This window comes from Fibrobacterota bacterium (assembly GCA_019509785.1).
In the GTDB taxonomy this organism is placed as follows: domain Bacteria; phylum Fibrobacterota; class Fibrobacteria; order UBA11236; family UBA11236; genus Chersky-265.
On record JAEKLQ010000051.1, the window covers coordinates 19052 to 31791 of the forward strand.

At 63.1% G+C, this 12740-nt stretch carries 11 protein-coding genes; 6 read left to right on the top strand and 5 right to left on the bottom strand.

The features are described from left to right. Positions 1 to 343 precede the first annotated feature (343 nt). Positions 344 to 799, top strand: a complete 456-nt coding sequence (locus tag JF616_15335; protein ID MBW8889126.1) for a hemerythrin domain-containing protein — start codon at positions 344 to 346, stop codon at positions 797 to 799. A gap of 16 nt (positions 800 to 815) precedes the next feature. Here the strand turns inward: JF616_15335 and JF616_15340 are convergent, their stop codons facing one another. Together JF616_15340 and JF616_15345 are read right to left on the bottom strand one after the other, a co-directional pair. Then, entirely contained in the window at positions 816 to 2681 is a 1866-nt protein-coding gene (locus JF616_15340) for a sugar transferase (protein ID MBW8889127.1), read from the bottom strand. A 332-nt stretch (positions 2682 to 3013) separates the two neighbouring features. Continuing rightward, positions 3014 to 3334: a hypothetical protein gene (locus JF616_15345; GenBank protein MBW8889128.1), complete on the bottom strand. Its 321-nt coding sequence runs from the start codon at positions 3332 to 3334 to the stop codon at positions 3014 to 3016. 146 nt (positions 3335 to 3480) lie between these two features. Here JF616_15345 and JF616_15350 point away from each other — a divergent pair, with 146 nt between their 5' ends. The 5 genes from JF616_15350 to JF616_15370 all read left to right on the top strand — a co-directional run bounded on the left by JF616_15350 (position 3481) and on the right by JF616_15370 (position 8350). Then, positions 3481 to 3972, top strand: a complete 492-nt coding sequence (locus JF616_15350; GenBank protein MBW8889129.1) for a hypothetical protein — start codon at positions 3481 to 3483, stop codon at positions 3970 to 3972. Further along, positions 3969 to 4949, top strand: a complete 981-nt coding sequence (locus JF616_15355; protein MBW8889130.1) for an esterase — start codon at positions 3969 to 3971, stop codon at positions 4947 to 4949. The genes JF616_15350 and JF616_15355 overlap by 4 nt, the downstream gene beginning before the upstream one ends. 95 nt (positions 4950 to 5044) lie before the next feature. Beyond that, positions 5045 to 5623 carry a hypothetical protein gene (locus JF616_15360; GenBank protein ID MBW8889131.1) on the top strand — a complete coding sequence of 193 codons (579 nt, stop codon included), beginning with the start codon at positions 5045 to 5047 and terminating at the stop codon, positions 5621 to 5623. Positions 5624 to 5703: 80 nt separating this feature from the next. Beyond that, a complete protein-coding gene (locus JF616_15365) occupies positions 5704 to 6963 on the top strand; it encodes a DUF2088 domain-containing protein (GenBank protein MBW8889132.1) in 1260 nt (419 codons plus the stop codon). 262 nt (positions 6964 to 7225) lie between these two features. Beyond that, complete coding sequence (locus JF616_15370; GenBank protein ID MBW8889133.1) at positions 7226 to 8350, top strand: prolyl oligopeptidase family serine peptidase; 1125 nt, start codon at positions 7226 to 7228, stop codon at positions 8348 to 8350. 54 nt (positions 8351 to 8404) lie between these two features. Here JF616_15370 and JF616_15375 read toward each other — a convergent pair whose 3' ends face one another. From JF616_15375 to argH, 3 genes are all read right to left on the bottom strand, one after another. Continuing rightward, positions 8405 to 9727, bottom strand: a complete 1323-nt coding sequence (locus JF616_15375; protein MBW8889134.1) for an aminotransferase class I/II-fold pyridoxal phosphate-dependent enzyme — start codon at positions 9725 to 9727, stop codon at positions 8405 to 8407. Between the two features lie 75 nt (positions 9728 to 9802). Continuing rightward, a complete protein-coding gene (locus tag JF616_15380) occupies positions 9803 to 11188 on the bottom strand; it encodes an MFS transporter (protein ID MBW8889135.1) in 1386 nt (461 codons plus the stop codon). 78 nt (positions 11189 to 11266) lie between these two features. Beyond that, positions 11267 to 12694 carry an argininosuccinate lyase gene (argH, locus tag JF616_15385; GenBank protein ID MBW8889136.1) on the bottom strand — a complete coding sequence of 476 codons (1428 nt, stop codon included), beginning with the start codon at positions 12692 to 12694 and terminating at the stop codon, positions 11267 to 11269. Between the last annotated feature and the right edge of the window lie 46 nt (positions 12695 to 12740).

A 12740-nucleotide genomic window follows, 5' to 3' on the forward strand; every position in this document is an offset into this window, starting at 1 on the left:
CGCGCGCCACAACGGAACGGGTGCCGCGACAGAACCAAGTGCCGGGGTGGGCCGGGCGCCGGGGCGGGTCGCAGGCGGGTCCGCGCCGAGTTCAAGGCGCTCGCCCTCTTTTTGCCGCATCCGCCCTCAACGCAATAACAGTCGGCGTAGTAGCCACTATTTACCCCCGAGTACGCCGACGTCGCGGCAAAAAGAGGGCGTAAAGACCATCTAAACGGAAAGCCTTGTCCGCAGGCGAGGCCCCGCCGGCGCCCCGCACCGGCGCAAGCTACACGCCGGCCAAAGATTCCCGTCGCCCAGCGCCCGCTCCGAATTTTCTTTCACCAAGTAGGAGGACGCAACCATGGATCTCTACAAGCTGCTGCACGAAGATCATCAAAAAGTGAAATCCCTGCTCAATGAGCTGGAAGACACCACCGAGCGAGCGGAGAAGTCCCGCGAGCGCCTGATCAAGGAGGTGGAGATGGAATTGACAATCCATTCCGAAGCGGAGGAAAAATTCTTTTATCCCCGCTTGCGGGAGATGTCCGAGACCAAGGATTTGGCTTATGAGGCCCTGGAGGAACACAAGGTGGTGAAGACCTTGCTGACCGAGTTGGTCTCCGAACCCAAGGGAACGGACGAATGGACCGCCAAGCTATCGGTGCTCAAGGAAAACGTGGAGCACCATATCGAAGAGGAAGAAGGCCCGCTGTTCTCGAAGGCCAAGCGCTCCCTCGCGCGCGAGGATGCGGAGATGATCGGGGACTCGATCATGGCGTACAAGGAGGAGCACGCGGAAGTGGAAGCCGAAGGGTAATCAACCCTTCGACCCATTAAGTCGCCAACAGCCCTTGCGCCGAAGGCAGGGAGGACGCGGGCATCCGGGATACGCCCGAATTGCCGCGGGCCGCAACAGGAATAGGCGCAGGTGTCGCGACCGGTGCGGGTAGGGCGACCGGCGCGCGCGCCAACATGGCGGCCATCGCGGGAGACTCCAGGATTTCCTTGACCGGGCCGAAGGCATGCGCCTTCAGGAGACGGCTGAGCTTTCCCGCCGCGCCATTCAGGCCCACGTAATGCTGGAAAGACTCGAGGGCCCCGGCCGCCACGCGCGGCTGCTGGGTATCGATTTCCCAAGGATGCAGGTAAACCATGGCCGGCTCTCCCTGGCGGTTCCGATGCCGGATGAAACGGTCCGTCATCGCCAAGGGGTAGAGGCGAAGATATCCGCCGCCCGCGATGGGCAGGGTACGCCCGCCGATTTCGGCCACGGACATGGGGATCTCCTTGATGGTCCGGCCTCCGCCGAGATCGACCAGATGGGGCATGCGGTTGGGATAGTCCGGGATGCCGTAGCGTTTGCGCTTCGCGGGGAAGATGCTGGAATCGTATTCGATCCCGTAGCGGGCCAGGATGTCGAGGGCCCACATGCTGGATTCCACGATGCTGAAGTTGGACGCCCGGTGTCCCACTACTTTCTGGCCGCTTAGGCGCGCCAAGGCGTTAAGCGAACGGTCCAGGTCGCGTTCGAATTCGTAGGGCCCCATGGCCGTAACCAGTTCATGGCTGTAGCCGTGGGTGCCGATCTCGTGCCCGGCGATGTCGATCATCCGCACCACCTCCGGAAACCGATCGGCCACGTAACCCAGCAGGAAGAAGGTGGCTTTGGCCCGATGCACCGCCAGCATATCGAGGATGCGGAGGACGTTGGCCGCCACACGGGACTGGCTGGCGTCCCATTGGGATCGGGGGATGGCGAGGTTATGCGCATGGAACCAGCATTCCACGTCCACGGTGAAAAAATTACGGACGGGTTCACCGTTCCCTTGGGACCCGGGACGCGCATCCTGGGACCGGAGAAGGGCGGAAACCGCATTCTTGCCGCCGCGGGCCCGATCCTGCGATTCGGAGCTGGAGGCCAGCACCAAGGTCGGGCGCATTTGGCCGCGATGGCGGACCATGGCCACGCGCGGCTCCCCGAGGGATCCGGAAGCGAGCCCGGCCATGGCGAGACCCGCTTTCGCCTCGGTGAGCGGCGCGCGCTGCAGCAAGTAACGCAGGGTGTTGCAAAGCACCCAGGCTTCCATGCGCAGCCAGGACCCGAGAGAGGACATGGAGGTGCGGTAGGCCAAATCGAAATGCGTCTTGCGGGCCACGCTTTCCAGGGAATCGTCGTAACCGAGCACGATCTGGGATAGGCCGGTGATGCCGGGCTTCAGCCCGCGGGTCCGCTCGCGATACAAGGGGATCTCGCGGAAGTACTTCACCGTGAAATGGGGCCGCTCGGGACGGGGGCCGATGAAGCTCATGTCGCCCTTGAGCACGCTCCAGAACTGCGGCAGCTCATCCAGATGGGTCGAACGCAAGATACGCCCGATGCGGGTCACCCGCGGATCCCCCCCTTTATCGAAAAGCTGCGGCCCGTTCTTCTCCGCGTCCCGTCCCATGGTGCGGAACTTGCAGATGATGAAGGGCTTCCCGCCCACGTCGGTCACCCGGCGGGAATCGCCCATGCGTCCCAGGGACGTCCGCGAGTCGCGGCCCACGCGCGTCTGGCGATAGATCACCGGGCCGGGCGATTCCAGCTTGATGAGCAGGGCCAGCACGGGATACGCCACCAGGTATATCGTCGTTCCGATCAAGCCTACCGCGACATCCAAGGTCCTCTTCAGCGTCGCTACCGTCTTGCTCGTTCTCATGTTTCCTCCGCCCCTCGTGATTCGCTCTCGCCCGGGCGATGTGTCCACCATCGCTTCGGACCTGTGATAAGATGTTTTTTATCCGCGGTGATGTCCGTGACCATCCTCACGTGCCGGCATTAGACGAAGGCTCGATTGGGTGGGGTAACCCTATCTCGGGCAGGAAGAAAAATGCGTGCTCCGGATTGTGAGCAGGTTACATAGGTATTACGGGATGTGAACGCAAGCATATCATGTCCGGCGCCTGATGCTTACGAACTGGGAACTATGGCACGGGCACGCTCCGCATGGGCCGGAGTCGAAGCCATTCGTGAAAAGCCGCTTAGCCGGCTTCAGCAGAAGGGCCAGAGCGGACAGATTTCCTTGGCCTTGACGAAGGCGCCTTCGCGAATCAGGATGGGCCCGGGAAGCTTGGCGCGCGGATTAGGCATGCGGTTGGCCGCATCGATCATTTGCGCTACCAGGCGCGACAAGTTGGCGTCCGCCTCATCGAAATCGTGCTCCGAGGTGCGTTTCTCGCGGACCATGTTACGGGTCCCGGCGCGCACGAAGTCGCGGACCACGATAGCGCAAGGGACCGAATACTCCAGTCCGGCCTCGCGGGCCAGGTAGTTGGCGGTGATCCAAAGGCGTTCTTCCATTTTCAGGCTCATATGGGATTGCTAGCTTTCCGCCCGTGATTCCAGGGCTTACCGGGTCGGCATCTCCAGCGGAGAGCGGCGCCGGAAAGATAACAAGCGAGGCGGATCTGGGTAAAGACTGGCGAAGGCTTTGCGCATGGGGCCTGGTCGTATTCTGCTTGGCCTCGACCGCCCGGGCCGGCGAAGGCTTATGGTCCTTGGGCCTGAGAACCCAGGGCGTGGTGGACTTCGAGCCGGGCCAAGACCTCTTCGAAGGCCCCGAGATCGGCTACTCCGACTATAATCTGTTCTCCCATAGCCTGCAATTGCGGGGCGCCTACCTCACCAATCGCCTCGAAGCCGCCTTCCGCCCGGCCATCATCCGCCAGGACTATTTCCTCTTTTCGCCCGTTTGGCATTTCCGCCGCCGGGCAATCTTCGATCCCACCCTCCAGGCCGATCTCGGGTATTGGCGATACGACACCGAGAGCGAAATCTTCAAGGACCTGGACAATTCCAGTTGGGTGGCGTCCATCCAGGTCGGATTCGCGCTGAACTTGTTCCAGGGCGAATACGGTCTCTACTACCATTTCGGGTACAATCTCATCACCCCGGATTCGGGGCTGCTGTTCCCCGGCGTGTTCGGGGTCGGATTCTGGAAAATCATATGAGGCTTGGGACATGCGTGTTGGCCGCCCTGACCGCGGCCCTTTGGTTGCCCGGCTGCCAGTTGGTCGAAACCAAATGCGATAAGGAATGCGTGGACGGTTGGCTGGACGGCGGGGGCTTCGTCGATTCCTGCCTATTGGATACCGCCAGGCAATGCCGGGTCTCGAGCAGTCTCCTCCCTCCGACCGACGGAGAAAAGGATAGCCTGGGGATCATCATCGCCGTGCACGGCTTCACCGCCACCTCCTTCGAGTGGCGCGAGTTCGCGGATTTCATAAAGGATACGGCCCAAGGCTATCCCCAGGTCCGGGTTTCCCGCGTGGTCCTGGGCGGGCACGGCCAAAGCCTGGATGTCTTCCGGTCCAGCACCTGGAAGGACTGGGGCAAACCCATCCTGGAGGAATACGATTCCCTCACCAATCGGGGTTACAAGCGCATCAGCTTCGCCTGCTCGTCCACCGGCTGCCCCTTGCTCATGCAATACATAAGCGCGGGCGATTTCAAGAAGCGGCCCGCCCCGAAATGGATCTTCATGATCGATCCCATCGTGGTGCCCTCGGCGAAAATCCTCTCCTTGGTGGACGCCCTCGGTCCCATCCTGGGGAATAGCCCAGACCAGGGCGATTCGATAGAGAACCATTATTGGTACGTCAACCGCCCGGAAGAAACCTTGAAGCAACTTTACGCGCTGATCAATATCGTGAAGAACCGCCTGGAAGACGGCTTCCGACTGCCGGAGGGGACCCAGGCTTTGGTGCGGAAGTCCAAGCACGATAAGAGCGCCGACCCGGTGGGGGCTTTGATGATCTATAAGGGGATGCGCAAATCCGACGGAGGCCACGTGGACGTGCAGCTGGTGGATTCCCGTTTGCATGTCTTCACCCGCCTGGCGGCGCGCTCGAGCACGCCTTCGGCGGCGGACAGCGCTTTGCAACTATCCACCTTCCGGGAAATGGCCGGATTGGCGTCGCAGCCGTGAGCCTCCGCTCCGTTATGCGCGCTGAAAGCGGCCCGAACGCCCGGCGGCGGTCCCGGTTTGGGATTAATTTCTTGGGAAATCGGAAAGGAGTCCAAATGAGGGGTCTGGCTTCCATCGTATGCGGCGCCATTGCTTTGATCGCCATCGCCGGCTGCGGCGGGGATGACGTGCGCCTGGAGCGCCGCACGGTTACCTATCCCAACGGGAGGGATGTGAAGGAGGATTGGACCTTCGCCCGCAAACCCAACGGCGACACCGTGGAGCAGGGGGTCCACAAGAAGTTCTTCCGGAACGGCAATCCCAGCGAGAGCGTGATTTGGAAGATGGGCAAACGGGACGGATCGGCCCAAGCCTGGTACGAGAACGGCGCCGCGAAGTGGCAGAAGAGCTACGATAACGGAGAGAAGCAAGGCACCTGGCGGATGTTTTACTCCGATGGAAATCCCTGGATCGTAGCCACCTTCGACAAGGACAAGCTCAAGGGCAAGGTCCAGGTCTGGGGCAAGACCGGAGGCGATCCCAAGGAAGCGGAATTCGATCAAGGCAACTGCAAGTCCGGCGATTGCGCCCTGCTGGAAGCGCCGACGCCCGCTCCCTCCGACACCAGCGCGGCAAGTAAGACGGAAGCCAACCGCACCGGAGCGGCCCTGAAGGATTTCCTGGACCAGGACTGATCGGGAATCCCGGGTCCCCGCCGGCCGGAGCCCGCGTAGACAGGCGGCCCGGGACCCGTCCTTTGAATTCGCGAGGCAGCATGGACGTGACCGGCCTTCCCCTCTTCTATCGCGTAAAACGCAGCCTGCAAGGCAGGCCCCCTATCGAACCCGCCGCCGCCGTGGACGCGGAATGGAATCGCCTGGGCCTGGACGCGGTCCTGGCCGAACGATCCCGGGCCCTGGCGCGGCCGCCCAGCGTAGCCTTAGGCGTCGGCAGCCGCGGGATCACCGGGCTAACCGTCCTGGTCCGCCGCATCATCGACCGTCTCAAGGCCGCCGGGGCCGAGCCCTTCATCGTCCCGGCCATGGGCAGCCATGGCGGCGCCACCCCGGAGGGCCAGCTCGAAGTGCTGGCGTCGCTGGGGATCACCGAAGCGGCCATGGGCTGCCCGTTGCGGGCCACCATGGACACGGTTGTCCTAGGGCATACCGCCGGTGGGCTGCCGGCCCATTTCGACGCCTACGCCGCCGCCGCCGACGGGGTCATGCTGGCGAACCGGATCAAGATACATACCAGTTTCCATGGTTATTTGGAAAGCGGCCTGCACAAGATGCTCTCCATCGGGATGGGGAAAGAGAGGGCCGCCACCCTGTTGCATAGCCGCGGGCCCGACGGCCTGCGGGACGATATGCCCGAGGTGGCCCGCGTCCTGTTGGCGAAGGTCCCCTTCCTGGCCGGCTTCGGCGTGGTGGAGGACGGCACCCATCGTCCCGTGGCCCTGCGCGGCCTTTCCGCCGCCGAGCTGGAAGCGGGCGAACGGGAATTGCTGAACCTGGCCCGCAGCCTGTCCCCGGCCCTGCCTTTCGCCGACCTCGACGTGCTGGTGGTCGACCGCATGGGCAAGGACATCAGCGGGACCGGGATGGATACGAACGTGATCGGCCGGCTCCGCATCCCCGGGCAGCCGGAGCCCGCCTCGCCTCGCATCCGGGCCATCGTCGCCTGCGATCTCACCGAGACCACCCACGGGAACGCCCTCGGCATGGGCCTGGCGGATTTCACCACCCGCGCCCTGGCCGCCAAGGTGGACTTCCATCTGACCGCGAAGAACGTGCTGGCCAGCGGTTTCCTGGAGCGCGGCCGCCTTCCCTTGGTCATGGACGATGCCGCCGCGGCCCTGCGGGCCGCCATCGCCCACGTCTTCCGCGATCGTCCGCAGGACATGGGAGGCGCGCGCGTGGCGGCCATCGGCAGCACCCTGGAGCTGGAGGAGTTCCGGGTCTCGGAGAACCTGATCGGCGAGGCCCGGAAACTTCCGGGTTACCTTAGCGACGCGGGCCCAGAACGGTTCGGATAACCTTGGGCCCGCCGTTCGGCTGCTTCGGCAAGGTCCTTCGGGCTTTCGGCGAAACCTGTCTCGGCGAAGAAGATCCAATGTATAGGAAGGCGGATTTCCATTCCCTGGCGCGAAACCTTTCGGGATTCGCGCCCTGGCCGCGGAAATACCGGAAGCGGAATGCGGGCATCCCGCCTAAGTTTAGGCTTCTGAGGGGGTTCCTGCCCGGGCCCGTTTTCCGTTGCAGTTGAGGCCTCCGCGCTATGGGGGGTTAGGAGTTTTTATGCACACCCTGATTCGCCGCGTCTTGTGTTCATCTCTCTTGTTGGCATTCGCCTTCAACCCGAGCCGGGCCGCTTCCGGGGACAGCAAGAAGATGCTGGATAAAACTTTCCAGTCCACCCAGGGCGCCATTAAGTACCTGCTTTTCGTACCCAAGGGATATAGCGCGACCGGGACCCAGAGATATCCCCTGGTGGTTTGCCTGCGAGGGGCGGGCAACACCTATACCGGCGCCACGGACAACTTCGATCAGGCCCATCCCTGGATCGAAGACAGCATCCAGGCCCGCGTGCCGCATTTCGTCCTCGTCCCCGAATGCATTTCCGATAGCTGGGGCGGCATGAGCGTGGGGGGCGGGCCGGGCGCAACCGTCCTGGCGGCCCCGTCGGTAGCCGTCGTCGAGGTGATTGAGGATCTGAAGAAGCAGTATTCCCTGGATACCAACCGTTTCATCATCCACGGATTCTCCATCGGCGGGGCGGGAACCTATCATCTGATCGAATTCAAACCCAACTATTTCGCCGCGGCCATACCCTGCTCGGCGGGAGGGGATTCCACGAAAATCGATCTCATCGCCAAGACGCCCATCTGGCATCATCAGGGGCTGAGTGACAACGCCGGGGGCGCAGGCATCCGCATGGAGGCCGCCTTGGAATCCCACCATTACAAAACGGTGAAGGTGACCGTCACCTACAATATCAATACTTCCGCCGGCTGGGCCAGCGCCGTCGCGGGCAACGCCAAGCCCGAAGACATCATCTTCAAGGGCATCCAAGCCCCGGTCACCCTGGACTCCCTCAAGCGCGCCATCGCAGGCGGCGCGAACTACATCAACACCTTCATGACCGGCGGAACCCATGAAGCCGGCTTTATCGGCGCCGCCCATAATCCTTTGCTCGCGATCTGGGCCTTCTCGAAGGTGCGGGGCGGGTCGGCGGTTTCCATAGCCCCCAAGGCCGCGGGCGGCTGGACCAAGCGGAGCGGGGCGACGCTCGCCTTCGGCGGCCTGGACGACAAGGCCGGCGCGATCTTCACGCTAACGGGCCAACGCCTGATGGGCCAGGCCCAATCCGCGGAGCGGATCGGGCAACAGGCCCTGATCCTCCGCGCAGACCCGAACCGCTAACTAAGCGCTCGCGCCGCGTGGTAAGCGGCCGGAGACTTGCCCCGGCCGCGCGCGTTAAGCGGTCAGCTCCTTCGAAGCCTTAAAGACATTCTCGAACAGTTTTTCCAGCTTGCCGGTCGGCGTCGCCGAGAAGGCCAGCCGGAGAATGCCGCCGAAATTGATGGTCCCGGTCGAGTAATCCTTCAACAACTTCTGGCGCAACTTCTCCGAATCCGCCTTGGGCCGGATGCACATGAAATATCCCGAGTTGAAAGGCAGGGCGGTGAACTGTTCCTGATACTCGGGATGGGCGGCCAGGATGCGCTTCACCTCGTCGTACCGCTTCTTCAGGAGGTCGAACTTCTGCTTTTTCTCGGCGGAATATTCGGCCGAGGACCAGGAGCGCAGCAATAGGGATTGCGCGGGATTGGACGAGTTGGAGATGTTCCCGCGGATGGCGCCGCCGGTCTTGGCCTCCAGGGCCTCGTAAAGGGCGGGCGTGCCGCCCTTGATGCCGTAGGTGAGGAAGCCCACCCGGAAGCCCCACACGTAGTCTTCCTTGGTGGCCCCGTCGATCTTCACGGCCAATACGTTGGGATGCAGATCGCAGAGATCGCAGAAGATGGATTGCTTGTAGACGCCGTCCTCGAACACCAGCCCGAAATAGGCGTCGTCGATGAGCATCACCACCTTCTCGCCGCGCTCGGCGGCGGCCTTGACGGCGGCGGCGATGGCTTGCACTTCTTCGGGATAGGGCGTATAGCCGGAAGGGTTGTTGGGGAAATTCAGCAGCACGATCTTCTTGCCGCCCTTGGAAGGCGCGTCCAGCTTGGCCTTCAGGCCCGCTATGTTGAATCGTCCCTTACCGGAACCGGCTTTGCCTTCGCCCGTATAGGTCGGGAAGGTGTCCAGGGCGGCGCCGTAGGCATGCGTGAAGATGAGGCCGTAATTCTCCCAGAACAGATCGGGCAGGATGACGGTATCGCCCGGGTCGCAGAAAAGGTATCCGGCCATGCTGAGGCCATGGGTTAACGCCGAGGTTACCACGGGATTGCTGAAGATCCTGCCCGCCAGGCCCGGATTCTTCTTCCCCAGCATTTCCTTCCACAGCTTGCGCAAGTCCGCCCGGCCGGGGCTAGGCGCGTAAGTATAAGCGTCATTCCCGGGCAGGTTCAGGTTCTTGACGATGCTCGGCAGGGCCACCGGGGAGCCGTCGTCCTCGAGGGCGATGCCGATGGTGGCGTTGATATCTTTCCCGTTGGCTTCCGCCGACTGGGCCAGGATGCCCAGCTTGGGGAAGAAGATGGCCTTGCCCTTGGCGGACAGCATGTCCAGCACGGCAGGGTTCAAGGCTTTGATGGCGTCGTTCAGGCTTACGGCCTGGCTGTCCAGTTCCATGATCGAAATCCTCGCGATAGGGGCCAGAGGGGAAAAGTAGTTAAGCGGGTGAATAAGAGCCCCGCCCAGTGAAGGCTACTTAAGGGCGCGGGCCACCGTGCGGACGAGGCCATTGCCGAGACGGAATCCGGGCAATTCATGGTAGAAAGGCTCGCGTAAGGCTTTGGCCGGGGCGGTCGATCGGCGCATCAAGCGGTAAATGGCGCCTGCCAGGATCAGGCGTAAGGCTGCGGAGAGCAGGAAAAGGCTTTGCAGCCGCCAGGTGGCGATGATGGGTAGGCGCGTAGCCAGGAATCCTCCCGTGAGGGAAAACGCGAAACCGATCAGGCCGACCACCAGGGACGAATACGCCAGGTAATGGCTGCGATGCCTTTGGTCCGTGGCCGCCAGGGTCTGGTTGAAGTTGGCCAGGTTGTAGCCGCCCCACGAGGCGCCGCTGTAAAAGCAACTGGCCCACAGCACGAAGCGATTCGCGGTGAGGACGTACGGGATCGGGACCAGGGCGGCGAGCAAAGCCGCCGCCCATAGCACCCGACCCGCGCCGTAGGCGTCGACCAGGCGGCCCCAGAAGAGCGCGAAGGTGATGGAGCCGAGCACGGTGAGGGAGAGGGCGATGGCGATGAAGAGGTAATTGAAATGCAGATCGCGCAGGTACCAGACCGTGAAGAAGGGGCCCGACATGCTGGCCGCCCCTTGGTAGAGGCCGGTGGCCAGGCAGTAGCGCGAAAAGTCGCGGCCCGGGCGGAAACGGAAGGGCGCGAAGGCGGCGTGGGCGCCGTGCTGCGGCGGTTCGTATTGCCGCGATAGGAAGAAGCAGGAAATGCCGCGCAGGGCGGCGGCGGCCGAGAACACCCCGAAGAAGAGCATCCAAGGAGCGTTGGCGGAGCCGAAACGGCGCGATAGTACGCCCGCCGTGAGCGAACAGCAGAGGTACATCCACGAGAAGAACATGCTGCGCCAGGCGAAATGCCGGCCGCGCGTCTCGCCCGGCATGAGGTCGCCCATCCACGAGATCCAGAAAGGCCCGGTGAGGTTGGTGCTCAAGGTGGCGGCCGCGAAGCAGGCGACGAAGGCCCAAGGCGCCATGGAAGACGGGAGCCATCCGGACAGGGCCGCGAGGAAAAGGAAGAATGCCTGGCCCGCCACGCCCGCGAGCACCAGCGGCTTTCGTCCTTTGGAAGGGTGGGTCAACAATGGGGAGAAATATTGGCTGATCGCGCCCAGCAGGGACGGGATGGAGGTCATGAGGGCGATGCCCATGGAAGTGGCGCGCAAGGCCACCGCCGCCGCGACCGAGAAAGTCTCGTTCAGGGCCAACATGCCGTTGGAGGCGATCCCGTCCAGCAGGCTGTTGAACAGCGCGTTGCGTATTAACGGGGAGCCGACAAAGACGCCGCCCAAATGGGTTTTGGGAATATCCGCCGCGGGCCTGGCGGAGGAATCGCCTTGATCATCGTACATGGAATTTACGGGTCCTGGGAAGAATATATCACCGGCCGGGGCCCGGAGGAAAGGCGCCTCCGGGGGGTGAACCCTATTTTATGGTTTGCGGACCGGTTTCAAGCCCAGTATCTTCGCGGCCTGGGCCAATTGTCGGGCCACGGATTGGCTGCCGGTGCCGCCCTGGATGTTCCGGCGCTCGGCGGAGTAGGCGAAGGTCAATCGCTTCCGGAAGGCTTTTCCCTCGGGGATCTCCGCCCAATCGGATTCGGGCAAATCGAGGAAGGAGACGCCGGCCGCCTCGGCTTTGCCCACCATGCGGCCCACGATGTGATGCGCATCGCGGAAGGGTATGCCCTTCCCGACCAGGTAATCGGCCAAATCCGTGGCCAGCATGCCGGGATGCATTTTGCGGGCGATCTCATCGAGACGGAACTTGAGGGTCCCCATGGCCTCGGTCATGACCATGAGGCAAATCTCCAGCGTTTCCACGGAATCGAAGATCGGCTCCTTATCTTCTTGCAGATCGCGATCGTAAGCGTGGGGAAGGCCTTTCATGACGGTGAAGAGCCGGGTGAAGTTCCCCAGCAAGCGGCCGGCCTTGCCGCGGATCAATTCCATCGAATCCGGATTTTTCTTCTGCGGCATCATGCTCGAGCCCGAGGTGAAAGCCTCCCCGAGCTCGATGTAGGCGAATTCCTGCGTGGACCAGAGCACGAAGTCCTCGGCGTAACCGGAAAGGATGACGCCCAGCACGGAGCAGGCCCCCAGGAACTCCAGGGCGAAATCGCGATGCGCGGTGGCGTCGATACTGTTGGGCGAGAGCCGCGGGAAGCCCAAGCGGGCGGCCACCAGCTCGCGCTTGTAAGGGAAGGCGGAGCCCGCCAGCGCGCCCGAGCCCAAGGGCATCTCGGCGGCCGAATCCGCGGCGTGGCGGAGGCGGGACTTGTCGCGCTCCAGGGCGAAGAAAAAGGAAAGCAGGTAATGGGCGATGTAGATGGGCTGCGCCTGCTGCACGTGGGTGTAACCCGGCATCAATTGCGAGCGGTACTCGATCGCTTTCAGGTAGATGGCTTTCTGCAAGGCGGCCACGGCCGTTTCCAGCCCCGCGGCCCGGCGGCGCACGTACAGTTTCACGTCGGTGGCGACCTGATCGTTGCGGCTGCGGCCCGTATGCAGCTTCTTGCCCAAGGCCCCGATGCGCTCGCTGAGGACGCGCTCGACCGCCATGTGGATGTCTTCATCCGAAGGCTGGAACAGGTCCTTACCGGCTTCGAGATCCGCCTGGATTTTCGCGAGGCCCGCCAGCATCCGCTTCAGCTCGGGCCCGGTCAATACGCCCGCGGCCTTGAGGCCATGGGCATGGGCCATGCTGCCTTCGATGTCCTCGCGGAACAGTTTCCGATCGAAGTGGAGGCTTAGGGAAAGCCGTTCCATCGACGAGGCCATGCCTCCCTGGAAGCGGCCCTGCCATAGCGTTCCCTTACCCTTGCTCTTTGCCTTCGCCTGCGCGCGTTTCGCGGCCATCGCCTCTCCCGGTTGCAAGAGGGTGTCGGCCTCATGCCGTGAGGAA

Excerpts from the sequence above, each read along its gene's own strand:
- JF616_15335 (MBW8889126.1), top strand. The coding sequence starts at position 344 with ATGGATCTCTACAAGCTGCTGCACGAAGATCATCAAAAAGTGAAATCC.
- JF616_15340 (MBW8889127.1), bottom strand. The coding sequence starts at position 2,681 with ATGAGAACGAGCAAGACGGTAGCGACGCTGAAGAGGACCTTGGATGTC.
- JF616_15345 (MBW8889128.1), bottom strand. The coding sequence starts at position 3,334 with ATGAGCCTGAAAATGGAAGAACGCCTTTGGATCACCGCCAACTACCTG.
- JF616_15355 (MBW8889130.1), top strand. The coding sequence starts at position 3,969 with ATGAGGCTTGGGACATGCGTGTTGGCCGCCCTGACCGCGGCCCTTTGG.
- JF616_15360 (MBW8889131.1), top strand. The coding sequence starts at position 5,045 with ATGAGGGGTCTGGCTTCCATCGTATGCGGCGCCATTGCTTTGATCGCC.
- JF616_15365 (MBW8889132.1), top strand. The coding sequence starts at position 5,704 with ATGGACGTGACCGGCCTTCCCCTCTTCTATCGCGTAAAACGCAGCCTG.
- JF616_15370 (MBW8889133.1), top strand. The coding sequence starts at position 7,226 with ATGCACACCCTGATTCGCCGCGTCTTGTGTTCATCTCTCTTGTTGGCA.
- JF616_15375 (MBW8889134.1), bottom strand. The coding sequence starts at position 9,727 with ATGGAACTGGACAGCCAGGCCGTAAGCCTGAACGACGCCATCAAAGCC.
- JF616_15380 (MBW8889135.1), bottom strand. The coding sequence starts at position 11,188 with ATGTACGATGATCAAGGCGATTCCTCCGCCAGGCCCGCGGCGGATATT.
- argH (MBW8889136.1), bottom strand. The coding sequence starts at position 12,694 with ATGGCCGCGAAACGCGCGCAGGCGAAGGCAAAGAGCAAGGGTAAGGGA.